This is a genomic window from Sphingomicrobium arenosum (assembly GCF_026157085.1).
In the GTDB taxonomy this organism is placed as follows: Bacteria; Pseudomonadota; Alphaproteobacteria; order Sphingomonadales; family Sphingomonadaceae; genus Sphingomicrobium; species Sphingomicrobium arenosum.
In genome coordinates this window covers 180,265-204,370 of the sequence record NZ_JANPVN010000001.1, presented here as the reverse complement: position 1 = coordinate 204,370, position 24,106 = coordinate 180,265, and the positions used below count along the sequence as shown (strand labels likewise).

Below are 24,106 nucleotides of genomic sequence, written 5' to 3'. Positions count from 1 at the left end.
GGACAGGTAAGCATACGCCTTAAGAACTTTTTGGCGGAACAGCTTGGTTGGCATGGCGTTTGCTTAACCTATGCCCATGCTGAAGAAGATCGCCCGCCTGTTCACCATCAAGACCCGTTTCGAAGCGGCGCTGGTGACCTATGCCATCGCGCTCGGCGCGGTGATGCGCGGCCAGACCTTCGCCCAGCAATTCCCGGGCCTGTTCGGGACCTTCCTCTTCCTCGCCTGTCTCGGCGTGGTTTTCCTTGCCGGGGCAAAATTGTTCGACGCGGTCCGGCCTGCGGACCCGGCGATCCTCCTTGGCAATTGGGAGGGCCCCGCGCGCCATTATCGCAGCCCGGCGCTGCGTCGACGCCAGCGTCGCCGCGCAACCGATCGCCGCGCCCGAGTCGCGCAACCGATTCGCGCTCACCGCAACTGAATCGCACGCGAAACAACCCTCTCAGGGGGTGATAATTTCAATGACTTAGCGAACAAAACAGGAAGAAACGCCTGTTTTCCTAAACTGTGTTAGTCCGCGCCGGGCCCGCCCTTGCAATTCACACCTGCTTTACCATTCTGTCGCACCATCACCTGCGGATGACCATCGCGGGAGGTAAGCGGGACATGGCGGGGGACGATATGCTTCGGTACGAATCGGATATGCGCTTTTATCAGCGCCGTGCAGCGCAGGAGCGGCTAGCCGCCGCCCGCGCCGTGACCAGCGCGGCCCGCGAGCGACATGAAACCCTTGCTGCCCGCTTCAATCTTCGCGCGCAGGAAATGCAGTCGCAGTTCGCCTGACCGCCGATCGGCAGGATCGTCGGTAAAGAAAAGGCCGCCGTCTCATGCGAGACAGCGGCCTTCTTTTGTAAGTGGCGCGCCCGGAAGGATTCGAACCTCCGACCACCTGATTCGTAGTCAGGTACTCTATCCAGCTGAGCTACGGGCGCTTGGGTTGACGGGGGCAATAGAGAGGCTCGCCCACCCTTTCAACACCTTTTTTGAAAGAAACTGGGAAAAGATTGCCTCACTGCGACAGGCTGGCTAACCGAGTGGACATGCGCGCTGCCATTCTTTTCGCCTGCCTCGCCCTTTGCGCCTGCAGCAGCAGCGGCATGCACCCCGACCTTGGCGCTCGTCCCGCCGAAAGCATCGACCCGCGGCTGCCCGTAGGCAGCATCGATCCTGCCCCCGGCGCGCTGACCGTCGCCGACCAGCTTGCCGATCTTGCCGCCAGGCTCGATGCCGGTGCTGCGCTATTCGCCGACCAGCTGCCAGCGACCCGCAACGCGGTCGCCGTCTCGGGCGCCGAAGGCAGTGAAAGCTGGGTTCGCGCGCAGGAGGAGATGGGGCTGCTCGTGCGTGCCCGCGAGCCCGTAGCGCGGGTCATCGGCGAGGCTACAGAGCTCGCGACCGGCCAGCTCGCCCGCACTGGCTGGGCCAGCCCCGCCGATCGTGCCGCCGTCGACGACCTTCTCGCTCGTGCCAGTGCGCTTGACGGCGAACAGGCGAGGATCATCGCTGGCCTCGAAGCGCGCATCTCCCAAGCCGACTGATCCAGCCGCAGCACCGTCCACTCGAGCCTCTCAGCGCTGCGATGTATCGCCTGCGGTGCGCCACGCCTTCACCTCGATCACCCATTGTCGTGCCGGTCCGTAAAGATCGCTGTATTTTCCGTCATGATAAGCCAACTCTGGCCGCTCGCGCATGCCGAGCCGCTCCATTAGTCGCCAGCTCGGCGCATTGTCGCTAACCGTTACCGCCGTCACCTCAGAATAACCGAAGCGATCGAACGCGAGATCGAGCGAAGCGCGCGCGGCTTCGCCGGCATATCCCTGCCCCCAAGCGCTTTCGCGCAGCCGCCAGCCGATTTCGGGCATGCCCAGATTGGGCGCCCCATCGTAATTGAGCCGCTTCAACCCGCAAAAGCCAAGCAGTTTGCCGTCCGCCTTGCGCTCGAGCAGCCAGAAGGTGTGCCCGAAATCGCGCGAATAGCCCTGCAAGCGCTCGAACGCCTGTTCCCAATCCTCATAGGCTTGCGGTCCGCCGATCCAGCGCATCACGGCGGGCGTGTTCATGACGGCATAGAAGTCGCGACAATCTTCGCTCCGCCAATCGCGCATCACAAGCCGTTCGGTTTCCAACCGAAATGCCATCAGCGGCGCCGTGCGATCAGGAACAATAACGCACCGACGAGCGCAAATCCGCCCAGCGTCTGCCACATCGCCGCGTTGGTCTGGAACGTCGCCCAAAGACTGAGCGCCAGCGCCGCTGACATCATCAGAATCAGCAGCGGACTGAGCGCCGTCTTGCCCGCTGCTCGCCGCAGCTTCGGCAGCGCGAGGATCGAGCCGATATAGGCAAGCAGCCGCGCCAGCGTCGAAATCGCCGCCAGTCCGGCAAAGGTGCCGGTCAGCGCGAAAGCGCCCGATCCGACGCCGAAAAAGGCGATCGAATTGGCCAGCGTCCCCCAGCGCGATACCTTGCCAAACCATGCGGGCAATAGCCCGTCGTCGGCCAACGCGGGCGTCATCCGGCTCGCCGACGTATGCCCCGCCATCATGTTGGCGAGCACGCTCACCACGACGGTCGCGGCAATCAGCAGCGCGCCGATATCGCCCCAATGCAGTCGTGCGAGTTCGACCACCGGCGCCTCGGGACCGCTGCCCGCGATGGCCGACGCGCTATAGGCCCATTGCAGCGCGAAATAGAGCAAGGTCACGACCGGCAGCCCGATCAGCAACGCACGTGGCATCGCGCGCCGCGGCTCCTTGGTTTCGCCGGCCGGAATGGTCGCATTCTCGAACCCGACAAAGGCATAGAGTGTCGCCAGCGCGATACCTTCGATCGCGGAGAATTGCGGTAATGTCACTGCACCCGGTGACGCGCTGGCGCCCAGCGCCACGGCGGCAAGAATGATGATTGGCACGAGCTTGAGGAGCGTCAGCGTCCCCAGCACCGCCACCACGCGCCGGATGCCGACGATATTGACGATCGTCAGCGCGGCCAGCACAGCGATGATCGCGCCGCTGCGCGCTACGCCCTCGCCAATCGCGGGCCAGATGGCGGCGGCATAAGCGATCAGCACCGCCGTATTCGCTGCTTGGCTGAGCATGCGCGCCGAATAGAAGGTCCAACCCACCTCGAAGCCAGCAAAGCGTCCGAACGCGTCGCTGACATAACGCTGCGGCCCGCCCGAGCGATCGGTCGTTCGCGCCAGTTCGGCAAAGCAAGCGACGATGCTCATCACCAGCACGCCTCCGATGAGCAACAGCCAGGGCGCGAAAGCTCCCACCGCCTCGTGCAGCATCTCGGGCAGTCCGAAAATGCCCGCGCCGATCAGCCCGTTGACGACAATAAAAAGGACGCCGAGGGTCCCCATGTCGCGCCGATATTTGCCGTTATGGTCGGTCACAGCCCCCGCGCCACCTCGAGCGCGTGATAGCTTAGGATCCCCGTGCATCCGGCGCGCTTGAACGCGGTTAGCGCTTCCATCAGCATCGCCTCGCGGTTCCCCGCCCCTGCTGCCGCGGCCTCCTCGATCATCGCATATTCGCCGCTCGTCATATAGGCGAACAGGGGCGTGTCATATTGGTCCGCGACCCGCGCGATGACATCGAGATAGAGCATTCCCGGCTTCACCATGACGAAGTCCGCGCCCTCGCCAAGGTCGAGTTCGACCTCATCCAGGGCTTCGCGCCCGTTGGCCGGATCCATCTGATAACCGCGCTTGTCGCCCTTCAGTCGGTCACCCGACCCCACCGCCTCGCGGAACGGCCCATAGAGCGCGCTCGCATATTTGGCGGCATAGGCCATGATCGCCGTGTCGTGATGCCCGGCATCCTCGAGCGCGTCGCGGATCGCACCGATGCGTCCATCCATCATGTCCGAGGGTGCGACGATGTCCGCCCCAGCCTCGGCCTGCACGAGCGCCTGACGGGCGAGGATTTCCACCGTCGCATCATTGTCGACGCGCCCATCGGCAGTCAACAAGCCGTCATGGCCATGGCTGGTATAAGGGTCGAGCGCGACGTCGGTCATGATGCCGATCTCCACCCCCGCCTCCTTCACCGCCCGTACCGCGCGGCAGATGAGATTATCGGGATTGAGCGCCTCGTCCGCCGTCTCGCTACGGTCCTTGCCCGCCGTATTGGGAAACAGCGCGATCGCGGGAATGCCCGCATCCGCTGCTTCTCTCGCCCGCTCAACGAGCAAGTCGATCGACCAGCGCGACACCCCGCGCAACGCGTTGATCGCCTGCTCCTCCCCCTGCCCTTCGCAGATGAACAAGGGCCAGATGAAGTCGCTCGGGTGCAGCCGCTGTTCGCGCAGCATCTCGCGCATCCAAGGCGCCTGGCGTCGCCGCCGCATGCGGACATGGGGATAATTGCTCATTCGCGCCTCCTAGCGCGTTACGCCCCCGGAAAGAAAGTGCTCGCCTGTCGTTGATGCCGGATGGGAAGTGAAGTGCCTCGTTCCGCGATTCTCGTCGTCAATGCCGCCAGCCGCCGGGGCAAGGAAGCGTGGGATGATGCCTGCGCGGCGCTCGAAGCCGCGGGCATCGAGCTCACCGAACGCTACAAGGTCGAGGACCCAGGCGACCTCGACGCCATTATCGAGGATGCCATCGGCAAGGCGCCCATGGTCATCGTCGGCGGCGGCGACGGCACGATCAGCGGCTTCGTCGGCCACTTTCGCGACAAGGATACCATCCTCGCCGTCCTTCCTTTGGGCACCGCCAACAGTTTTGCGCGCGGCCTCGCGCTCCCGCTCGACCTCGACGAGGCCGCCGCCGCCATCGGCTCGGGCGAGGTGCGCCGCATCGGCATCGGCTGCCTCAACGGCGAATATTTCGCCAATGTCGCTGCTATCGGCCTCTCGCCACTCATCGCCGACACCATCCCCGACAGTCTCAAGCGCCGCTTCGGTATGCTTGGCTATGTCCTCTGGGCAATCCGCATCGGCTTTTCCTTTTCCGCCTTTCGACTGCGGATCAAGAGCGGCGCGAAGAGCATCGCCGGTCGCGCCACCGAGGTAAGGATCGCCAACGGACGCTACCATGGGGGCGTCGAACTGGTGCAGGGTGCCGATCTTGAAGACAGCGACATTACGGTCGATGCCGTCATGGGCGACAGCCTGCTTAAACTCGCGCTCAACTGGTTCCTCGTCCTCCTCCACCTGCGCGCACAGCATCGCACGATGGTCGAGATCGAGGATCGACATTTGCGGATCGAGACCGACCCGCCACGCGACATTTCCATCGACGGCGAGATAAGGGCGCGTACGCCCGCCGACATCAGGCTGGTGCCCGATGCGGTGAACGTCGTCTTCCCACGCGAGACCGCCTAGCCGAGACGCTCCAGCGCGGCGCGAAGGCGGCTCGCCTCGTCCGAGCGTGCAGCATGATCCTCGCGGGCCTTAGAGACCGCTTCGGGCTTGGCCCGCTCGACGAAATTCGGATTGTTCAAGCGCCCTTCGAGGCTCTTCACTTCCTTGTCGGCCGCCTCGACCGCCTTGGCAAGACGCGCACGCTCGGCATCAAGGTCGATCGCATCGGCCAACGGGACCGCATAGCTCTTGCCCGCCACCACGATCTGCGCCGAGCCGTCGGGCGCCGCGTCCATCGCCTCGCCCCAATCGGCCTTGCCCATCCGGTCGAGCGCCTCGGGCGCATCGGTGCGGCCGCCATCGAGCGGGTGCAGGGTCAGCCGCGAACTCCACGGAATGTTCAATTCGGCGCGCAGTGCGCGCACCTCGGTGATGAGCGCCACGGTCCAGTCGACCGCCGCCTTGGCGTCGGCATCCACCGCCGCTTCGGGCGCGCACCACTTCGCGAGGATCAGCTCGTAAGGACGCCCCCCCATCGCGTGCCAGAGCTCTTCGGTGATGAAGGGCATGAAGGGGTGCAGCATGACGAGGATCTGGTCGAACGCCCAACCCGCGACTGCCTTCGTTTCATCGTCCATCTCGCCCTTGATGAGCTCGAGATACCAGTCGCAGAAGGTCCCCCAGGCGAAGTGATAGATGGCATCGGCCATGCCGTCGAAGCGCAGTTCGTCGAACGCCTTCTCCAGCTTCGCCAGCGTTTCGACGACCCCGCCGATGATCCACTTGTTGACGGGCTTGGTCGCGGTCGGCGCCACCACGCTATCGGACGCGCCAATGCCATTGGCCTGCAGGAAGCGCGCCGCATTCCAGATCTTGGTGCCAAAGTTGCGATAGCCCTCGACGCGCTTGTCATCCATCTTGATATCGCGGCCCTGGCTTTCCATCGCCGCCATGAAGAAGCGCAGCGCATCGGCGCCATATTGGTCGACCAGCCCAAGCGGATCGACGACATTGCCCTTCGACTTCGACATCTTCGCCCCGTCGGCTGCACGCACAAGGCCATGAAGATAGAGCTTGGGCCACGGGTTCTGACCCGTCAGCTGGCGCCCCATCATCATCATCCGCGCATCCCAGAAGAACAGGATGTCGAAGCCCGAGACGAGCAGGTCGTTGGGATAATGTTTGTCGAGCAGCGCGGTCTGGTCGGGCCAACCCAGCGTCGCGAACGGCCACAGCGCTGAGGAGAACCAGGTGTCGAGCACGTCCTCATCGCGCGTCAGGGCAACGCCCTCGCCCGCCTTGGCCTGCGCTTCGGCTTCGGTCATCGCGACATAGGGGTTGCCCTCGCCATCATACCATGCCGGAATCCGATGGCCCCACCACAGCTGGCGGCTGACGCACCACGGCTGGATATTCTCCATCCAGTTGAAGAAGGTCTTCTCCCACGTCGCGGGCACGATCTCGACCGCGCCCGAACGCACCGCCTCGATCGGCTTTTGCGCCAGCTTCTCGGCATCCACATACCATTGGTCGGTGAGCCAGGGTTCTATCACCACTCCGCCGCGATCGCCGAACGGCGTCTGGATCGTGCGCGGCTCGGCGTCATGCTCGACGCCTTCCTTATCGACATGGGGGACGAGGAAACCCTCCTCCTTCATTCGCTGGACCACCAGCTCGCGCGCGCCGTCCACACCGTCGCGCTTGAAACGGTGCAGCCCGATGAACTCGTCCGGAACCAGCCCGTCGGCGGTCTGACAGACATTGCCATCGCCATCGAGCATGTTGAGCATTTCGGCGGGCTTCATTCCCGCGCGCTTGCCCACCTCGAAATCGTTGAAGTCATGACCCGGGGTGATCTTCACCACGCCCGAGCCAAGCTCGGGATCGGCATGCTCGTCGGCGATGACCTTGAAGCGCCGCCCGGTGATCGGCTGGACGATCTCCTTGCCGACGACCGAGGCATAACGTTCGTCATCGGGATGCACGGCCAGCGCCATGTCCGCGAGCATCGTCTCGGGCCGCGTCGTCGCGATCTCGAGATAGTCCTTGCCGTCGGCCGTCGTCACGCCGTCGGCGAGCGGATAGCGGAAATGCCAGAAACCTCCCTTGGTCTCGACCGTCTCGACCTCGAGATCGGAGATGGCGGTCTTCAGTTTGACGTCCCAGTTCACCAGTCGCTTGTCGCGATAGATCAGTCCGTCGTTGTAAAGATCGACGAAGGTTTTGAGCACCGCATCAGAAAAATGCGGATCCATCGTGAACTGCTCGCGGCTCCAGTCCATCGAGCAACCGAGGCGCCTGAGCTGCTGCGTGATCTGCCCGCCGCTTTCTTCCTTCCACTCCCAAACCTTCGCGACAAAGTCCTCTCGCGAATAGTTGGTGCGCTTGTCCTGGTTCGCTTCGAGCTGGCGTTCGACGACCATCTGCGTGGCGATGCCGGCATGATCGACGCCCACGACCCACAGCGCATCCTTGCCGCGCAGCCGCTCGTAGCGGATCATGATGTCCTGCAACGTATTGTCGAGTGCATGGCCGATATGCAGCACGCCCGTCACGTTGGGCGGCGGGTTGACGATCGTATAAGCTTCAGCATCTGGGCGCTCGGGGCGGAACGCGCCCGTCTCTTCCCAATGCTGGTACCATTTGGCCTCGATGGCGGCCGGTTCGAAAGTCTTGGCAAGTTCGGTCATAGGGAGAGCGACTAAAGACAGCCGCCCTCCCCATCAAGCTTCCAGTGCTAGGATTGTCCTAGAAAGCGAGGGTTACTGCGCCTGCCCCACGCCCGGCGCGGTCCAGCGGTCCATCCAGTCATGCACTTCCTGATGCCAGCGGATCGAATTCTCGCCGTTCAGGACCCAGTGGTTTTCCTCGGGGAAGACGAGCAGCTTGGACGGCACGCCGCGCTCTTGTAGCGCCGTAAAGGCGCCCAGCCCCTGCGCGTAAGGAACGCGGAAGTCCTGCAGGCCCAGCACGACCATCATCGGCGTTTGCCATTCATCGACATAATTGACAGGGTTCCACCGCTCGTAGGTCTCGCTCGCCTCAGCATAGCTGCCGCCCATGTCCCAGCGCGGGAACCACAATTCCTCGGTCGAATAATAGAAGCCGCGCATGTCGAACAGGCCGTTGTGATTGATCAGGCAGTCGAAGCGGTCGCTCCAATTGCCCTCGATCCAGTTCATCATATAGCCGCCATAGCTGGCGCCCAGGGCACAGATGCGGTTGCCCGCCAGCTGTTCGTCGCGCTCGAGCGCGAAGGCGAGCCCTTTCTGCAAATCCTCGAGCGGCTTCCCGCCCCAATCCTTGTTGATGCTGTCGGTGAAGTCCTGCCCATAGCCCGTCGAGCCGTGGAAATCGATCGAGACGACGGCATATTTGCCGTTCGAGATCGCCCTCGGGTTCCACCGCGTCGACCAGCTGTTGCCGAAGCTGCCCTGCGGTCCGCCATGAACGACGAATGCCACCGGCAGCTCGCCCTCGGCCATGCTCGGCTTCAGGCTGAAACCCCAAACGGTGTCGCCATCGGCGCCCTCAAAGCTGAACTTTTCCCACTCGACCGCGTCGAACTGCGCCAGCGCCGCGCCATTGACATTGGACACTTGGCTCACCGTTCCACCCTCGGGGGCATAGACGAACAATTCGCTCGGACGGGCAAGATTGTTCATCGTGAACAGGATGCGCCCGTCATCGAGCGGCACCGCATTGCCGGCATTGCCCTCGCGGGTCAGCCGTTGGCGCGCGCCCGTCGCGACATCGATCCTGTAGAGCGGATGCTCCATCACCTCGCCGACCCCGACGATGAGGCTCTGCCCATCGGGCGTCCAGGCGATCGACCCGACGCTCGCGTCCCAGTCGTCGGTCAGGGCACGGCTCGTGCCCGTCGCGAGATCCAGCAGCCGCACATGAAAGCGATCGCTTTCGTAATTGGCCCGCTCCATCGCGATATAGGCCAGCGTCCGACCATCGGGCGACAGCGTCGGCAGATTGTCATGCGCGCCATTGGCTTGCGTGAGGTTGATCGGCGCGGCGCTGCCATCGCTCGGCGCGGCATAAAGGTCCAGATTTGTAGAGGTCGGCTCGGCAGGCCCGCCTTCGCGCTGCGCGAAATAGACCATCGAACCGTCCGCCGACAGCGTCACTTCCTCGCTTCCGCCGAACGGCTTGGAGGGCGTGTTGCCGGTCAGCGCACCGCCGATCTTAGCACCGCTGCCGACCATCTTTCCATCGACGACATCGAAGCCGAACAGCTGCGCCTTCTCGCCTTCGGTCAGCCAAGTCGACCAGTGCCGCACGAACAATTCATCATATTCGAGCGCATTGCCGACCTGCTCCTCGGTCTCGACATTCGCGCACAGGAAATCCTCGCAGGCGTTGTCCCGATGCGCGAGCAGGACCACGGTCGAGCCGTCATTTGACACGAGGAAATCGTCGAAATCCTTGCCGCCGAGATCGCTGACCTGCTGGCGCTCCTCGCCCTCAACCCAGCGATGCACCTCGCCATGCGCGGCATACCAGATCGCCCCGTCGCCGCCCCAGCGCGCGCCCGAGGGCGACAGCGCGTTGAGCGCGTCCCACGATTCCATCGCACCCTCGCCGTGCAGCGACTTCTTGTAATAGACGGTGCGGCGTCCGCTCAGGTCGTCATTGGCAAAACTCACAGACACGAGCGCGTGATCGCCGTCGGGCGACACCGAGGGTGCGCCCATTCGGCCAAGTTTGACGAGATCGGTCGCGGACATGGGCTCCGCCTGCGCGATGGCGGGGGCGGCAAGGACGGTGGCGAGCGCAGTGAGCGCGAGAGTCGTTTTCATGGCGCAACGCTAGCGCGGCGCCACATTATCGCAAGAGGGGTCGTCAGAGCTTGCAGGCGTCCCTGTGCGCCGCCGCGCTAAAGCTTGCGGCCGGTGATCCTGCTGATCTCGCGGCGGACATGTTCATCGACAATTCCCGGCAAGCGCTCGTCGAGCCATTGCTTCAACAGCGGGCGCAGCATGTCGCGCACCACCTCTTCCAGCGGATTGACGTTGCTGCCGGCAGGTGCGCTAGCCGCGACATTGGCCAGTTCCTCGAGCCGCGAGCGGGTCGAGCCCGCCACATCTTCGGCCATCAGGCTGGCGATCTCTGCAGGCGCGCTGTCGGGATCGTGTCCGGTCCCGGCGGGCGCGGCCTCTACTGCGGCGCCGAGATCGAGGACGTCGTCATCCTCCTCCTCGTCGGGCATCGCTACGATAGACGCGGCGGCCTTGCGCGGGCCCCGCTCCTGCGGTTCACGCGGCGCGTCTTCCTCCGCGATCACTTTTTTGATCGAGGCGAGAATATCTTCCATCGAGGGCTCGTTAGGTCCTGCCATAACCGCCCTCTTTACCGATTATTGACGCTCTGTCACGCCTTGCGGGCGCTCTTCGTCGGTCACGGTGCTGGTCGCGGTCGGCCCATCGACCCTGCGCCCGCCCCAGTCGGACCAGCGATTGGCGACCTCGCGATAGGCCCCGACGGGATCGTAGAGCGCCCCGCCGCCCAGTTCGAGATCCTCCGCCTCGGCTTGGCCCATCGCATTCAAAAGCCGGAAGCCCGCGACATAGGCATCGCGCTCGGCCGTCACGAGATCGACGCGCGCGTTGAGCAATTCCTGTTCGGCATCGAGCACGAACAGCACAGAGCGCGTCCCGATCGAATTTTCCAGCCGCGCCCCTTCGAGCGCCAATTCGTTCGCCTCGACCGCCACCTGGTTGGCGGCAATGGCGCGCTGCGATGCTTTATAGGCTGCGAAGGCCGAGCGCGTTTCCGCCACCACGCCGCGCTCGGCGGCAATCAGCAGCTCGAGCCGCTGCGCTTCGAATGCCTGTGCCTGCGCCACCCGCGCGGCGGGCGCACCGCCCTGATAGATGGGAATGCGCGAGGATAGCCCGACGCTCGTCACCGACCCATCGTTGGGGAAAGGATTGCCGAGCGCATCGTCGCCCGAATTGCCTAGCGCGTTCACATAGGTACCCGAACCAACCGCCGACACCGTCGGCAGACGCGAGGCGCGCGCGACGCGCACATCATAGCCGGCAGCCTGCGCCAGTTCGCGCGCCGCCTCAAAGTCGGCATTCTCTACCAGCGCGATCCGCACCGCTTCCTCGGGCGTATCGGGCAGCGGGGGCAAGGGCGGCGGCGGCGCCAGCACGCCGGGCGCGTCGCCGATCACCTGCCGATAGGTTTCCTCGGCAGCCGCAAGCTGACCCTGCGCCCCCGCCAGCCGCGATTGCGCCAGCTGGAGCCGCGCTTCCGATTGCGCGACATCGGTGCGTGTCAGGTCGCCGATCTCGAAACGATCTTGGCTCGCCTGAAGATTGGTATCGAGCACGTCCACTTGATTGGCGCTCAGCTCCACCACGGCGCGGGCGCGGATCACGTCCATGTAGGCCGCGACCGCCTGCGTGAAGACATCGCCCTCGACCGCGCGCAGGGTCGCGCGACCGGCATCGACCCGCGCCTTGGCGGCGCGAATGTCATTCTTGACCCGCCCGCCCTGGAAGAGCGGATAGCTGAGGTCCGCGCCGACCGAGACGTTAAAATCCTGTGCTTCCGACCCCAGTGCCCCGCGCCGCGACAACTCGCGGTCCAGCCCGGCGATCGCGCTCAGCGTCGGCCGGCCGCCCGCCTTGGCCAGCGCCACATTGGCATCCGTCGCCCGCAGTGCCTCGCGCTGGGCCGTCAGCGTGGGATTGGTAAGATAGGTGTCGCGCAGCGCTTCGCTCAGCGTTTCGCGATCCTGCGCCTGGGCGACCATGGGGAGCGCGAGTACCGCCAGCGCGACCCCGGTTGCAAACTTGCCCAAACGCATCACGCCCTCCCCTTGAAAACCGATTAGAATTGAAACGACTTCGGACGGTCGAAACAGCCCAGTCGTGCAACTTGCGCGTCGCCGAAGCTCCGGAAGGCGATCTCGCCGCCGACCTTGCGCCCGATCGACAGGCGGCTGACGCCCCCTTCCATCACCGGCGCCGCGACGCGACCATTCTCGCCGAGCTGCGCCGTCAGCGCCTCGCCCAGCATTTCGACCGCGCCGACCACCAGAATGAGATCGTAGGGCCCCTCATCGGCCACGCCTGCTTCCAGCTTGCCGTTCTTTACCACGACGCCATCGCTCACCGGCTCGTCGGTCGTCTCATTGTCGAGCGCCACCACCTCGAGCCCCATCTCGCAGAGCAAGGCGGCCGCATAAGCGGCGAGCGGGCCGACGACGAGCGCCTTTTCGTCCGCCTTTGGCGCGGCGCGATCGATCAGCAGCGCGAGTGGCGTCGGGGCCATCGCCTGGCGGCCACTGCCGAGATCGATCGCCCGGTCGCGATAGGCGATCGCGCGCTTGCCCTCAGGCAGATAATGTTCGCGGCGCACATCCGCCATCGCGCCGAGCAGCGCCTTGTCGGTCACTCCGTTGGGGCGAAGCTGGCTGTCGATCATCGCCTGGCGGGCGGCATCCATGTCATCACGGTCGATCACGGTCGCACTCACTGTCTCATCTTTCTAATACAGCTATAGCCATACCGCTCTCTAGGCGCAATGGGGTGAAACGCCAAGACGTCGCATGATGCGACGTGCCGTCTTTTCGATCCAAGATCATCGTTGACAAGGCGCCCGCGCTTCCGCCAATGCAGCGCTTCACCATGCGAGGTCCGATGGCGGAGTGGTGACGCAGCGGACTGCAAATCCGTGTACGCCGGTTCGATTCCGGCTCGGACCTCCACTTTTCCTCGCAGTCTGCATGGCCATCGCAAGCGACCGACGCTTGCGATCGGGCCTTCGGTCGACGACAGTGCTGCGTTGTGAAGAGGTGATTGACGTGAAATCCTTGCTGCTCGTGCCGGCGCTATGTGCGCTCGTCGCTGGAACCGCCTACGGCCTTGGCGCAGAGCCGCCAGCCACGCTGGCCTCACCGCCCCAGCCTGCACCTCCCTCCCCGTCGGCGCCGCGTCCCGTTTCGTACGAGGAGAGTGAAGAGGTCGCCCCCTATGTCCTGCGCGACAGCGAAGTACGCTCGATCCGGTCCGAAGCCCTCGGCCGCTCCTACAAGGTGCAGGTGAAGCTGCCCCCCGGCTATTCTGCGGCGGAAAATAGCGATCACCGCTATCCGGTCATCTATTTCAACGATGCCACCTACACATGGCTAACAGCGACCGGGGTCACCATTTTCCCCTTCCATACGGGCGTGTTCGAAAAGGCTATCCTCGTCGGCATCAGCCATGCGCAAGGCGAAGGCTCGCAATTGAGCCGAACTCGCGACTATACGCCGAGTGACGATCCGGGGACCCGCTTCAACTCGGGCGGCGCGCGCCACTATCTGACTTTTCTCAAAGACGAACTGCTGCCTTTCGTCGAGATGCGTTATCGCGCCGATCCCGACCGCCGCATCCTCTCCGGCGTCAGCTATGGTGGCCTATTCGGCGTCTACGCCCTGATCGAGGAGCCCGGCCTATTCAGCGACTATATCCTCACCAGTCCCTCGCTCTGGCACAATAATGAGATCATTTTCGAGATGGAGAAGGCCGCGGCAGACGCGGGCCGCGAATTGCGCGGGCGGGTCTATTTCGCGACCGGTGAAACCGAAGTCCCCGAAATCTCCCCCGGCTTCGACGATATGGTCGGACAGCAACGGACGTTTGCCGCCCAGCTCAGAGCCAGGGGCTATCCGAACCTGGAAGTGCGTGACGAGATCATTGAGGACGGGACGCACCTGAGCACCTACCCGATCGGATTGACCCGTGCGCTACGCTGGCTCCTGCCGGGGAAAAACCCCTATCACGGATAAAGGTATGTCGCCGCCGGCTGCATCGGAATGCAGCTTCTAGCGCCGGCAGCCCGCCATCCCATAATCGTCGCAGGTCCGGTTCCGCCCCGCTTCCTTCGCCGCATAGAGCAGCCGGTCGGCGCGTCCCAATGCCACCTGCAGCGCCTCACCCGCGCTCCATCGCGTTGTGCCGATGGACGCGCTGACCGCGCCCTGTCGCCCGCTGCCTTCCTGAGACAGATGTTCGATTCGCTCGCGCAGATTCTCCGCCCTAGTCACCGCCTCCTCGTCACTCGCCGCGCCCGACAGGATGAGGACGAATTCTTCACCGCCGATGCGCGCCACGAGCGCGTCGTCATGCACGCGGGCAAACAGTTGGATCGCCTTACCGACCCGTCGCAGCACCGTGTCGCCATGGGCATGGCCGAAGCGATCGTTGAGCGACTTGAAATGATCGACATCGAGCAGCATCACGTCGTGCCGGTCGCCCGCCGCTCGGTCGCGCTGCAACCGCCGCGATTCCTGTTCGAAGGAGCGCCGATTGCGCAGTCCTGTCAGCGGGTCGTAATGCGCCAGCCGGTCGGCGATCGTCAGCGCGTCGGACAATTCCACATTGGCGCGGTGAAGCGACTGAGCGAGCATGACATTTTCCGCGAAGATCGAGGCGAGATGCTGCTGTTGCTTGTCGATGTTGATCGCGAACAAGATGATGATGACGAATCCGAGTGCCGCGATTAGCAGCGGCAACCAGCCCGCAACGGGCGCCAGCGCAATGAAATAGGCCGCCGCACTGAGACCGAAGGGGATTGAGAAATAGAGGATCGCACGGCGCTCGCCGATGATAGTGTTGATCGCGCTCGCCACGCCGAGGAGCACGATCGAGAATAGACCCTGCGCGCCCAGCGAGCCGATCTCGTCCGGCGGCACCGCCCACAAAAGCAGCGACCAGCTGAAACCCGCCAATGCCGCGCTGCGCGACCAGCGGGCGAGCTCCACTCGATACTCACCGTCATCTTCCACTGCACGTCGCAGACGCACCCCTAACAGGTAGATGGTCAGAAGCGCCGCCACCCGGGCGACAATCGCGAGCCCAAGGGCCGGACCGTAATGAACAGAAATCGCCACTGCCGCCGCCAACGCCAGCGCCGCCACGTTGATCTTGAGCGCCCCCAATGCGCGCAGGATCATCGCCCGGATCAGGGCCCGGTCGGCATCTTGCGCTGGGGAATCGGAGGGTCTCGGGCTCAACATCAAAAGGTGATTCGGTGGAAAATCTCGTGCAATGACAAACGCCTATCTTCTCAAATAGGCAGGAAAAGGGCGAGGCGGGCAAAGGTCCACGCCGGAGGTGATTGAGCCACGCCCGGGCCGCTGCTAGAGCGACCGGCGATGAAACAGACGCTTCTCGCCGGCCTTGCCGCGCTCGCCCTTGCCGCCTGCTCCGCCAACAGCGACCCCGAACTCCTCCTCGATGATGGCTGGGCGCGCGCTACTCTCCCGGGCCAGCCGATGGCGGCGGCCTATTTGCGTATCGCCAACGAAGGCAGCAGCGACGACAAGCTCCTCGCGGTCACCAGCGAGCGAGGCGACGCCAGCTTGCATCGTACCAGTTTCGAGGATGGCATGGCGAGCATGCAGCCCGTCACCGAGGGCATCCGCATCGCTGCCGGCGAGGAGAGCCTGCTCGAACCGCAAGGCGACCATGTCATGCTGATGGGGCTGGAGGCACCGCTCGTCGCCGGCGAGACTTTCACGCTAAAGCTGGACTTTGAGACCAGCGGCGAGCGCGAGGTCGAGATCCGCGTCCTCGAACCGGGCGCGCGCTAATGGCGCGTACTCGCCTCGTCCTGTGGATTCTGGTTGCGCTCGCGGCAATCGGCTATGGTGTGCTGGCACTGACCAGCGACGCCGACCCCAATCGCGACGGCAGCCGCCCCGATCCCGACAGCGCCTTTTCGATCGGCGGGCCGTTCACGCTGGTCGGCGCCGATGGCGAGCCTTTCTCCAGCCACCGCCTCGCCGGACGCCCGAAGGCAGTGTTCTTCGGCTTCACCCACTGCCCCGACATCTGCCCGACGACGCTCGCCGACCTCGTTCGCCTGCGCCAACAGCTCGGCGGCGAAGAGGCGTTCGAGATCGTCTTCATCAGTGTCGACCCGCAACGCGACGGCCCCGAGGAAGTCGGCCGCTATGCCGAGCTGTTCGGCACCGACATCATCGGCCTCACTGGAAGCCAGCCGCAACTCGACAAGGTCATGAAGCAGTTCGGCGTGGCCGCGATCCTCGGCGAAAACGATGGCAGCGGCAATTACGACGTCAATCACACCGCCAATGTCTTCCTGATCGACCGTCAGGGCCGCTTCCAATCGACCATCAGTCCCGAGGAAAGCGACGAAGCCGCCCGCGCCAAGCTCGAACGGCTGATCGGCTGACGATCAGCCGTTGGCGTCAGGCGTTCGCGCGATCAACGCGGCCAGCGCGGCGATCGATTCTTCCTCGTCGAAGCTCGGCGCATGGCCGACGTCGGGCACCGTCACCAACTCCGCCTGATCGAGATGCTCGAGCATCCGCTGCGCGATCTCGGGCGAGAAGAGGTCGCTCTTTTCCCCACGCAGGATCGTCACCGGCTTGTCCTTCAAGGCATCGAGCAGGTGCCAGGCATCCATCGGCGCCGAGGAAGATCCCGCCACCACATTGTCGGCGATGCGGCGATCGTAATTGCTCGTCACGCCCTTGCCGCCTTCATGCATGGCGCGGCGCGCGAAGCGTTCCCATTCGGCCTTTCCCCAGCGCGGATAGACATCGCCCATCCCCGCCGCATAGAGCCCCGCCGCCTCGGCATAATCACGCGCCTCGACGCCCTTGGCGACATAGCCCCGGATGCGATTGAGCCCGGTCTCGACCAGCTCGGGCCCGATATCGTTCAAGAGGGCCGAGGCGATCCGCTCGGGCTCCTCGGTCGCCAGCAGCATCGTCACGATCCCGCCGAGCGACGTGCCGACGAAAATCGCATCAGCGATGCCCAGCTGATCGAGCAATTTGAGCACGTCGGCGACATAGGTCGGCGGATGGTAGCGCGTCGGATCGGGATCGGGATCGCTGAGCCCCCGCCCGCGAAAGTCGACCGCGATCACTCGGTGCGTGCCGGCAAAAGCCGCCGCCACCGGCTCGAAATCGCGCGCATTGCGCGTCAGCCCGGGCAGGCAAAGGATCGGCGGCCCCTCGAGCGGCCCGTCATAATCGCGATAATGGAGCTTCAGGCCCTCGGGGCTGTTCCAGTAGCGATCCCGATATTTCGGACCTTTTTCACCCAACACGCTTTCCCCTTCTTCTCGCCTTCTCTATCGCCGAGCCATGGTCAAATCGCCAGCCTATAATCCCGATCCGCGCATCCTCGAACTCGGTCCCGACTTCTATGACGAAGTCGCCCCCGCCATGTTCCCCGAGGCCAAACTGCGCTTCGCCAACCACCATTGGGCCAAGCAGATCGGCCTCGGGAGCTACATGCGCCCCGCATGGGAAAAGCATTTCGCGCGCTTCGACCCCCTGCCCGACAATCTCGAGGCGCCGCTCGCGCTGCGCTATCACGGTCACCAGTTCCGCAACTACAACCCCGACCTCGGCGACGGGCGCGGCTTTCTCTTCGCGCAGGTCCGCGGCCCCGAAGGACGCCTTCTCGACCTCGCCACCAAGGGCTCGGGCCAGACCCCGTGGAGCCGCCAGGGAGACGGCCGCCTCACGCTAAAGGGCGGGGTCCGCGAAATCTTCGCCACCGAGATGCTCGAGGCCTTGGGCGTCAATACCTCCAAGAGCTTCGCCTTGTTCGAAACCGGCGAATCGCTATGGCGCTCGGACGAACCCAGCCCCACCCGCTCCTCGGTCCTCACCCGCCTCGGCCACGGTCATATCCGCATCGGCACCTTCCAGCGCTTCGCCTTTCACCGCGACAAGGCCGCCCTGAAGGCGCTGACCCGCTATTGCCTCGAACATCTCTATGGAGAAACCCCGCCCGAGAAGGACAAGGACGCCGCCGTGCGGCTGTTCGACCTCGTCGCCAGCGCCACTGCGCACCTTGCCGCCTCCTACATGGCGGCGGGCTTCGTCCATGGCGTCCTCAACTCGGACAATATCGCCATCACCGGCGAGAGTTTCGATTATGGACCGTGGCGCTTTGCACCCTATTGGAATCCGCGCTTCACCGCCGCCTATTTCGACGGCGAAGGGCTCTACAGTTTCGCGCGCCAGCCCGAGGCGATTCAGTGGGATGTCGCCCAACTAGGCGGCTGCCTCGGCCTCATCGCCTCGGAGCGCAAGCTCAACCCGATCCTCAACGATTGGGGCCGCCGCTTCGACGAAGCCTGCATCGACCTGCTCCTCGCTCGGCTCGGGGTGGCGCCCGGGCACCGCGATGACGACCGCAAACTGGCGAAGGCACTGGTCGCCGCGCTGGCGACCGAGACCGTCACCATCGACCGCGCCTTCTTCGACTGGCGGGGCGGCGCGTGCCGCCGCGAGGACGAGCGTTACGATGCCGAGGAATATCGCGCCCTCGCCGCAGCGCTCGAGGGGCGCGCGAATGAGGCTGCGCTGGCCCATTCCTATTGGTCGGACGAGGCGCCCTGCTCGATGCATATCGAGGAAGTCGAAGCCCGCTGGGCCGCCATCGCCGAGCGCGACGACTGGAAGCCGTTCGAGGCCAAGGTGAAGGAAATCCGCCGCATGGGCGACGCGATGGCCACCCCTTTCGTTTAACGAGGACTTGACCGCACCGTCAGTCCCTGCGAGCCACCACGCCTATGTCGATGAAGAGTTTTGCACCCCATTCGGGCGAGGAAATCTGGTCGGGCGAAGAAGGCGATCCCGCCGCCGCCATTGCCGCCGCCCGCGAGGCGCAGCCCGAATGGGCGCGCCAGCCGCTCGCCTTCCGCACCGAGGCGCTGCGCCGCTTCGCCAACATCGTGCGCGAGCGCGAGGAAGAGATGGCGCGCCTCATCTCGATGGAAACGGGCAAGCCCTTCTGGGAGGCCAAGACCGAAGTCGGTGCGGTCGTCGGCAAGGTCGACATTTCGGTCAACGCCCACAACGAGCGCACCCCCACGCGCAAGGCCGAAGGCGCGATGAACACCAAGATCGCGGTCCGGCACAAGCCGCATGGCGTGCTCGCCGTCCTCGGCCCCTATAATTTCCCCGCGCATCTGCCCAATGGCCACATCGTGCCCGCGCTGCTCGCGGGCAATGCCGTCGTCTTCAAGCCGTCGGAAAAGACCCCGGCGGTCGGCGAACTGCTCGTCAAATGCTTCCATGAAGCGGGGATCGACGAACGCCTCATCGCCTGCGTGCAGGGCGGCCCCGAGACCGGCAAGGCAATCGCCGCCTCCGACGAGATCGACGGCCTCCTCTTCACCGGTTCGGCCAAGGCCGGGCGCCTCCTCCACCGCGCCTTTGCCGACAAGCCGCAGAAGATCCTCGCCATCGAGGCAGGGGGCAACAATCCGCTCATTGCCTGGGACGTCGCCGATCTCGATGCCGCCGCCGCGATCATCGTCCAGTCGGCTTTCCTATCGGCAGGCCAGCGATGCACCTGCGCGCGCCGCCTCATCGTCCAGGCGGGCAAGGAGGAAAAGCTCCTCGAAAAGGTGCTGAAGCTGGTCGACCGCATCCATGTCGCCCAGCCTTTCGCGAAAAAGCCCGAGCCCTTCATGGGTCCGGTCATCGACAATGACGCCGCCGACTATATCCAGGCCCAATATATCGCGCTGCTGGCCAAGGGCGGCAAGGCGATCCGTCAGCTGCGCCGCCTCGAGGAAGGAAAGCCCCTGCTCGGCCCTGCCATCGTCGACGTCACCCGCGCGCGCGACCGGCTGGACGAGGAAATCTTCGGCCCCGTCCTGCAACTGATCCGCGTCGACTGCCTCGATGCCGCCATCGCCGAGGCCAACAACACGCGCTTCGGACTCGCTGCCTCGATCCTTACCAAGCATCCTGAGGAATATGAGCGTTTCTGGGCGGAAGGGCGCGCCGGCGTCATCAACTGGAACAAGCCGACCAACGGCGCGCCGTCGACCGCGCCCTTCGGCGGCATCGGCATCTCGGGCAACCACCGTCCCAGCGCCTTTTACGCCGCCGATTACTGTGCCTATCCGGTCACCAGCGTCGAAAGCGACCTGTGCCGTGCCAAGATCGAGACGGGTCTCAAGGATCCCGTCATGCTAGAGGACTAGGAACGACAAAGGGCGGCGCCACCGGCACCGCCCCCGTTTGAACGATCAGCAGGGCGGCGCCGAGAGGCGCCGCCCTTTGTCGTCTCAGTCGTCCATCAATTCCTGCATCAGATAGACGTAGCGCAGCGCCGTCAGCTTGGATTCCGCTTCGGGATCCTTGCCGCCCGAGTGACCGCCCGCCGTCTCCTCATAATAATAATAAGGCTGGCCATTGGCGCTCATCCGCGCTGCCGCCTTGCGGGCATGCGCCGGGTGGGTGCGGTCGTCCGCAGTCGACGCGTAATAAAGCACCTTGGGGAATTCGGCCCCGGGCACCAGCTTCTGATAAGGCGAATAGCCCTCGATCCACGCACGCTGCTCGGGAATGCGCGGATCGCCATATTCGCCGATCCACGAGGCACCCTTGCCGATCTCGTGATAGCGCATCATGTCGAACAGCGGCACCGCCACGATCGCCGCGCCGAACAGGTCGGGGCGCTGGGTAAAGCCCGTGCCGACGAGCAGGCCACCCTGGCTACCCCCTTCAATCCCCAGATGCTCGGGGCTCGTCAGCCCGCTGGCGATCGCGTCTTCCGCGATGGCGATATAATCGTCCCACGTCTTCTGCTTGTTCTCGCGGATCGCCGCCTGATGCCAGTCGGGACCATATTCGCCCCCACCGCGCATATTGCCGAGGATATAGGCCCCGCCACGCTCGAGCCACAGCTTGCCGGTCGTGCCGAGATAGGAGGGCAGCATGCTCGCTTGGAAACCGCCGTAACCGTAGAAGAGCGTCGGGGTCGACCCGTCCATCACCGTATCTTCGTGGCGCACAACGAAATAAGGGATGCGGGTACCATCCCTCGAGGTGGCGAAGTGCTGCTCGGCGATCAGCCCATCCGCATCGAACTGCGACGGACTGCGCTTGAGCACCTCGAGCTTATCCTTGTCGCCGTCGTAATAATAATAGGTCGTCGGCGCCAGGAAGCCCGAGGAATACATGATCAGCTCGTCATCCGTATCCGAGCTCGAGCCGAAGCCCAGCGTCGCATTCTCCGGCAAATCGATCAGCGAGCGCTCCCAAGCGCCGTCGCTATAGGTGTAGCGATAGGCCTTGCCCTGCACATCCTCGAGGACATTGAGATAGAAAGCATCGCGCGTCGCGCCGACGCTGCTGCGGGTCTGGCCCTTTTCGGGAGCCCACATCAATTCCCAATCGACCCCGTTGGGATCGGCGAGGAAGTTCTCGAGGCTGGCGTGCAGCAGCGCGTCATTGGGGAACTCGCCCCACGGCTCGCGTAGCGACACGATCATCCGCCCGTCGATCGGGCCAAAGAAGCTCGCCTTGGCGGGCAGGTCGAGGCGAACCCACTCGCCGTCCTGCTGCCAATATTGGGCGCTTTCGTGGAAGGACAGGCCGCGCTGCGCGGTATAGCCCAGCACATTGCCGTCCCAGTCGCGCAGCACGCCGGCCCCTGCCGAAACGTCGCTCGCCTCGCCGCGGAAGACTTCGACCGCCTCGTCGAAACTCTGCCCGCGCTTCACCATCTTGGTGATGAAGGGATAATTGCTTTCGGTCAGCGACCCCTCGCCCCAGTTGCGGGTGACGAGCAGCGTGTCCTTGTCGACCCACTCCATCCACTGCCGATCTTCATCGAAGAAGAAGCCGTTCTCGACGAACTGGCGCGTCTCCATGTCGAATTCGCGGAAGACATTGGCGTCCTTGCCGCCGTCCGACAGGCCCAACAAGCAGTAACGCCCTTCGGGTTCGAGACAGGTGAAGCCCGCATAATTCCAGTCGCGCCCCTCGTCGGCCGCCAGCTTGTCGATATCGAGCACCACCTCCCATTCGGGATCGTCGGTACGATAGCTCTCCAGCGTCGTCAGCCGGATGAGCCCTTTGGGATTGGCGTCATCCTGCCAGCGGTTGCGCAGGCCATAAGGCGTGATCGCCACGCTTGGGATGCGGCGCTGGTCGGTGGCGATCGCATAGGCCTCGGCGCGCAATTCCTCGAACCGCGGATCGGCGAGCAGCACCGACTCTGTTTTCTCGTTTTCCGCCTCTACCCAGGCCATCGCCTCGTCCGAACGCGCTTCTTCGAGCCAGATGAAGGGGTCTTCGGCCATCATGTCCTGTGCGATTGCGGGGGCCATCGCCAGCGACGCGGCGGCGGCCATCAAGGTCTTGCGAAACATGAACTTCTCCACGGTGATTGGTCGTGGCGAAGTGTTGGAGATCGAACCCGCGAAGGCAAGCGAAGTTTCGACGAACCCCCTACCCGCGCCTCTCGGCGGTATAGCCATCGTCGATCGGCGCATCGGTAAAGCGCGTGGTCTTACTGTCGAACAGCATCTTCACGCGGCCCGTGGCGCCGTGACGCTGCTTGGCGACGATCAGTTCGGCGGTGCCGTAAACCCGCTCCATCTCTTCCTGCCACATGGCAAAGTCGGGATGGTCCTCGCTCGGCTGCTTCATCGCGACATAATAATCGGGGCGGAAGACGAACCACACCATGTCGGCGTCCTGCTCGATCGAGCCCGACTCGCGAAGGTCGGAGAGCAGCGGCCTCTTGTCCTCGCGCTGTTCGACTGCACGGCTGAGCTGCGAGAGCGCGAGAACCGGCACGTCCAATTCCTTGGCAAGCTGCTTCAGCCCGCGAGAAATTTCGGAGATTTCCTGGACGCGATTGGCCTCGGACGAGCGCCCCGACCCCGACAACAGCTGAAGATAATCGACCACCACCGCGCCGATCCCCTTCTGACGCTTCAACCGCCGCGCGCGCGTACGCATGGCCGCGATGGTCAGGCCCGGCGTGTCGTCGATATAGAGCGGGAGGCTCGCCAGATCGCTCGCCGCGCGCGCCAGGCTCTGGAATTCGGTCTTGGAGATCTTGCCCATGCGCAAATTCTCGCCCGAGATCCCCGACTGCTCGGCGAGGATACGCGTCGCCAGCTGGTCGGCTGACATTTCGAGGCTGAAGAAAACGACCGGTGCGCCGACCCGCTTCTTTTCCTCGATCCCGTCGCGCTCGTCCTGGTTCCAGCGCTGCGCGGCGGCAAAGGCGATGTTGGTCGCAAGCGAGGTCTTGCCCATGCCCGGACGTCCCGCGAGGATGATGAGGTCGGACTTGTGCATCCCGCCGATCTTGGCGTTGATGCCCTCGATCCCGGTCGTCACCCCCGACAGGTGTCCGCCCGAATTCAAGGCCTTTTCGGCCATGTCGAGCGCGAGCTTGGAGGCATCGCCGAAGCTCTTGGCCTTGCCTTCGGCCCCGCCTTCTTCGGCGACTCGATAGAGCGCGGTTTCGGCCGCCTCCACCTGTTCCAAGGGCGCCACCTCGTCCGACGTGTCGAGCGCGCCCTCGACCATCTCGCGCCCGACCCCGACGAGCGCGCGCAGCAGCGCGAGGTCGTAGATTTGCTTGGCGAAATCGCGGGCGCCAATGATGCTGGCGCGCGAGCCCGCGATGGTCGCCAGATAGGAAGTGCCGCCTACCTTCTGCATCGCCTCGTCCGCCTCGAACAGCGGCTTCAACGTGACCGGCGTGGCGATCATGTTCTTGTCGGTGAAGCGCAGGATCTGCTCGTAGATGCGCGCGTGCAGCGGCTCGTAAAAATGATCGGCGCGCAGCCTCATCTGCACGTCCTCGACGAGCCGGTTGTCGATCAGCAACGCACCCAGCAGCGCGGCTTCCGCCTGCACGTTCGCCGGCAATGCCGTCACCTCTTCCCCGGAACCCCCGCTCCCGACTATCTGCACCACTTCTGCCATGGCCATGGAGTAGCACAATTTTGCCGCGCGTGGTGGGCTGCGAGAAATCAG

Annotated in this window: 21 protein-coding genes and 2 tRNA genes; 10 read left to right on the top strand and 13 right to left on the bottom strand. The window is 64.4% G+C overall.

Going from position 1 to position 24,106, the window contains the following annotated elements; translation table 11 throughout:
- The first annotated feature begins 76 nt into the window (after positions 1 to 76).
- Both NUW51_RS12835 and NUW51_RS00850 read left to right on the top strand, forming a co-directional pair.
- Entirely contained in the window at positions 77 to 421 is a 345-nt protein-coding gene (locus NUW51_RS12835; RefSeq protein WP_322597068.1) for a hypothetical protein, read from the top strand.
- A gap of 221 nt (positions 422 to 642) precedes the next feature.
- Positions 643 to 783 carry a hypothetical protein gene (locus tag NUW51_RS00850; protein WP_265561854.1) on the top strand — a complete coding sequence of 47 codons (141 nt, stop codon included), beginning with the start codon at positions 643 to 645 and terminating at the stop codon, positions 781 to 783.
- 72 nt (positions 784 to 855) lie between these two features.
- Here the strand turns inward: NUW51_RS00850 and NUW51_RS00845 are convergent.
- Positions 856 to 932: transfer RNA gene (locus NUW51_RS00845), tRNA-Arg, on the bottom strand.
- Between the two features lie 108 nt (positions 933 to 1,040).
- Between NUW51_RS00845 and NUW51_RS00840 the strand changes: the two genes are divergently transcribed.
- Positions 1,041 to 1,538 (top strand): hypothetical protein, encoded by a 498-nt coding sequence (locus tag NUW51_RS00840; protein WP_265561853.1) that lies wholly within the window; start codon positions 1,041 to 1,043, stop codon positions 1,536 to 1,538.
- 30 nt (positions 1,539 to 1,568) lie between these two features.
- Here NUW51_RS00840 and NUW51_RS00835 read toward each other — a convergent pair whose 3' ends face one another.
- Genes NUW51_RS00835 through hemB form a run of 3 tightly spaced genes read right to left on the bottom strand, consistent with a single transcriptional unit; the run spans position 1,569 to position 4,377 of the window.
- Positions 1,569 to 2,138 (bottom strand): GNAT family N-acetyltransferase, encoded by a 570-nt coding sequence (locus tag NUW51_RS00835; protein WP_265561851.1) that lies wholly within the window; start codon positions 2,136 to 2,138, stop codon positions 1,569 to 1,571.
- A complete protein-coding gene (locus NUW51_RS00830) occupies positions 2,138 to 3,397 on the bottom strand; it encodes an APC family permease (protein WP_265561849.1) in 1,260 nt (419 codons plus the stop codon). The genes NUW51_RS00835 and NUW51_RS00830 overlap by 1 nt, the downstream gene beginning before the upstream one ends.
- Complete coding sequence (gene hemB, locus NUW51_RS00825; RefSeq protein WP_265561847.1) at positions 3,394 to 4,377, bottom strand: porphobilinogen synthase; 984 nt, start codon at positions 4,375 to 4,377, stop codon at positions 3,394 to 3,396. The genes NUW51_RS00830 and hemB overlap by 4 nt, the downstream gene beginning before the upstream one ends.
- A 72-nt stretch (positions 4,378 to 4,449) precedes the next feature.
- Between hemB and NUW51_RS00820 the strand changes: the two genes are divergently transcribed.
- Positions 4,450 to 5,331, top strand: coding sequence for a diacylglycerol/lipid kinase family protein (locus tag NUW51_RS00820; protein ID WP_265561845.1), 882 nt, complete (start codon positions 4,450 to 4,452; stop codon positions 5,329 to 5,331).
- Here NUW51_RS00820 and NUW51_RS00815 read toward each other — a convergent pair.
- From NUW51_RS00815 to NUW51_RS00795, 5 genes are all read right to left on the bottom strand, one after another.
- Positions 5,328 to 8,000: a valine--tRNA ligase gene (locus NUW51_RS00815; protein WP_265561844.1), complete on the bottom strand. Its 2,673-nt coding sequence runs from the start codon at positions 7,998 to 8,000 to the stop codon at positions 5,328 to 5,330. The two genes, NUW51_RS00820 and NUW51_RS00815, sit on opposite strands and share 4 nt — an antisense overlap.
- 72 nt (positions 8,001 to 8,072) lie before the next feature.
- Positions 8,073 to 10,121, bottom strand: coding sequence for an alpha/beta hydrolase family protein (locus NUW51_RS00810; protein ID WP_265561842.1), 2,049 nt, complete (start codon positions 10,119 to 10,121; stop codon positions 8,073 to 8,075).
- Positions 10,122 to 10,198: 77 nt separating this feature from the next.
- Entirely contained in the window at positions 10,199 to 10,660 is a 462-nt protein-coding gene (locus NUW51_RS00805) for a DUF2497 domain-containing protein (protein WP_265561840.1), read from the bottom strand.
- An 18-nt stretch (positions 10,661 to 10,678) separates the two neighbouring features.
- A complete protein-coding gene (locus NUW51_RS00800) occupies positions 10,679 to 12,139 on the bottom strand; it encodes a TolC family outer membrane protein (RefSeq protein ID WP_265561838.1) in 1,461 nt (486 codons plus the stop codon).
- A gap of 23 nt (positions 12,140 to 12,162) precedes the next feature.
- Entirely contained in the window at positions 12,163 to 12,810 is a 648-nt protein-coding gene (locus NUW51_RS00795; RefSeq protein WP_265561836.1) for a protein-L-isoaspartate O-methyltransferase family protein, read from the bottom strand.
- Between the two features lie 158 nt (positions 12,811 to 12,968).
- Between NUW51_RS00795 and NUW51_RS00790 the strand changes: the two genes are divergently transcribed.
- Both NUW51_RS00790 and NUW51_RS00785 read left to right on the top strand, forming a co-directional pair.
- Positions 12,969 to 13,042: transfer RNA gene (locus NUW51_RS00790), tRNA-Cys, on the top strand.
- A gap of 18 nt (positions 13,043 to 13,060) precedes the next feature.
- A complete protein-coding gene (locus tag NUW51_RS00785; RefSeq protein WP_265561834.1) occupies positions 13,061 to 14,104 on the top strand; it encodes an alpha/beta hydrolase in 1,044 nt (347 codons plus the stop codon).
- A gap of 36 nt (positions 14,105 to 14,140) precedes the next feature.
- Here NUW51_RS00785 and NUW51_RS00780 read toward each other — a convergent pair whose 3' ends face one another.
- A complete protein-coding gene (locus NUW51_RS00780) occupies positions 14,141 to 15,271 on the bottom strand; it encodes a GGDEF domain-containing protein (protein WP_265561832.1) in 1,131 nt (376 codons plus the stop codon).
- Between the two features lie 201 nt (positions 15,272 to 15,472).
- Here NUW51_RS00780 and NUW51_RS00775 point away from each other — a divergent pair, with 201 nt between their 5' ends.
- Together NUW51_RS00775 and NUW51_RS00770 are read left to right on the top strand one after the other, a co-directional pair.
- Complete coding sequence (locus NUW51_RS00775; protein WP_265561830.1) at positions 15,473 to 15,910, top strand: copper chaperone PCu(A)C; 438 nt, start codon at positions 15,473 to 15,475, stop codon at positions 15,908 to 15,910.
- Entirely contained in the window at positions 15,910 to 16,515 is a 606-nt protein-coding gene (locus tag NUW51_RS00770; protein ID WP_265561828.1) for an SCO family protein, read from the top strand. Before NUW51_RS00775 ends, NUW51_RS00770 begins: the two co-directional genes overlap by 1 nt.
- A gap of 3 nt (positions 16,516 to 16,518) precedes the next feature.
- Here the strand turns inward: NUW51_RS00770 and NUW51_RS00765 are convergent, their stop codons facing one another.
- Complete coding sequence (locus tag NUW51_RS00765) at positions 16,519 to 17,400, bottom strand: alpha/beta fold hydrolase (protein ID WP_265561826.1); 882 nt, start codon at positions 17,398 to 17,400, stop codon at positions 16,519 to 16,521.
- Between the two features lie 37 nt (positions 17,401 to 17,437).
- On the opposite strand from NUW51_RS00765, the gene NUW51_RS00760 reads away from it, so the two are divergent.
- Together NUW51_RS00760 and astD are read left to right on the top strand one after the other, a co-directional pair.
- Entirely contained in the window at positions 17,438 to 18,835 is a 1,398-nt protein-coding gene (locus NUW51_RS00760; protein ID WP_265561824.1) for a protein adenylyltransferase SelO family protein, read from the top strand.
- A gap of 44 nt (positions 18,836 to 18,879) precedes the next feature.
- Entirely contained in the window at positions 18,880 to 20,304 is a 1,425-nt protein-coding gene (astD, locus tag NUW51_RS00755) for a succinylglutamate-semialdehyde dehydrogenase (protein WP_265561822.1), read from the top strand.
- Between the two features lie 84 nt (positions 20,305 to 20,388).
- On the opposite strand, the gene NUW51_RS00750 is transcribed toward astD, so the two are convergent.
- Both NUW51_RS00750 and NUW51_RS00745 read right to left on the bottom strand, forming a co-directional pair.
- Positions 20,389 to 22,479 (bottom strand): prolyl oligopeptidase family serine peptidase, encoded by a 2,091-nt coding sequence (locus NUW51_RS00750; protein WP_265561820.1) that lies wholly within the window; start codon positions 22,477 to 22,479, stop codon positions 20,389 to 20,391.
- Positions 22,480 to 22,558: 79 nt separating this feature from the next.
- Positions 22,559 to 24,055, bottom strand: a complete 1,497-nt coding sequence (locus NUW51_RS00745; protein ID WP_265587897.1) for a replicative DNA helicase — start codon at positions 24,053 to 24,055, stop codon at positions 22,559 to 22,561.
- Positions 24,056 to 24,106 lie beyond the last annotated feature (51 nt).

Coding starts and splice junctions, on each gene's coding strand:
- astD (WP_265561822.1), top strand. CDS start 18,880: ATGTCGATGAAGAGTTTTGCACCCCATTCGGGCGAGGAAATCTGGTCG.
- NUW51_RS00805 (WP_265561840.1), bottom strand. CDS start 10,660: ATGGCAGGACCTAACGAGCCCTCGATGGAAGATATTCTCGCCTCGATC.
- NUW51_RS00760 (WP_265561824.1), top strand. CDS start 17,438: ATGGTCAAATCGCCAGCCTATAATCCCGATCCGCGCATCCTCGAACTC.
- NUW51_RS00835 (WP_265561851.1), bottom strand. CDS start 2,138: ATGGCATTTCGGTTGGAAACCGAACGGCTTGTGATGCGCGATTGGCGG.
- NUW51_RS12835 (WP_322597068.1), top strand. CDS start 77: ATGCTGAAGAAGATCGCCCGCCTGTTCACCATCAAGACCCGTTTCGAA.
- NUW51_RS00775 (WP_265561830.1), top strand. CDS start 15,473: ATGAAACAGACGCTTCTCGCCGGCCTTGCCGCGCTCGCCCTTGCCGCC.
- NUW51_RS00785 (WP_265561834.1), top strand. CDS start 13,061: ATGGCCATCGCAAGCGACCGACGCTTGCGATCGGGCCTTCGGTCGACG.
- NUW51_RS00850 (WP_265561854.1), top strand. CDS start 643: ATGCGCTTTTATCAGCGCCGTGCAGCGCAGGAGCGGCTAGCCGCCGCC.
- NUW51_RS00815 (WP_265561844.1), bottom strand. CDS start 8,000: ATGACCGAACTTGCCAAGACTTTCGAACCGGCCGCCATCGAGGCCAAA.
- NUW51_RS00770 (WP_265561828.1), top strand. CDS start 15,910: ATGGCGCGTACTCGCCTCGTCCTGTGGATTCTGGTTGCGCTCGCGGCA.
- hemB (WP_265561847.1), bottom strand. CDS start 4,377: ATGAGCAATTATCCCCATGTCCGCATGCGGCGGCGACGCCAGGCGCCT.
- NUW51_RS00780 (WP_265561832.1), bottom strand. CDS start 15,271: ATGATCCTGCGCGCATTGGGGGCGCTCAAGATCAACGTGGCGGCGCTG.
- NUW51_RS00800 (WP_265561838.1), bottom strand. CDS start 12,139: ATGCGTTTGGGCAAGTTTGCAACCGGGGTCGCGCTGGCGGTACTCGCG.
- NUW51_RS00750 (WP_265561820.1), bottom strand. CDS start 22,479: ATGTTTCGCAAGACCTTGATGGCCGCCGCCGCGTCGCTGGCGATGGCC.
- NUW51_RS00745 (WP_265587897.1), bottom strand. CDS start 24,055: ATGGCAGAAGTGGTGCAGATAGTCGGGAGCGGGGGTTCCGGGGAAGAG.
- NUW51_RS00840 (WP_265561853.1), top strand. CDS start 1,041: ATGCGCGCTGCCATTCTTTTCGCCTGCCTCGCCCTTTGCGCCTGCAGC.
- NUW51_RS00810 (WP_265561842.1), bottom strand. CDS start 10,121: ATGAAAACGACTCTCGCGCTCACTGCGCTCGCCACCGTCCTTGCCGCC.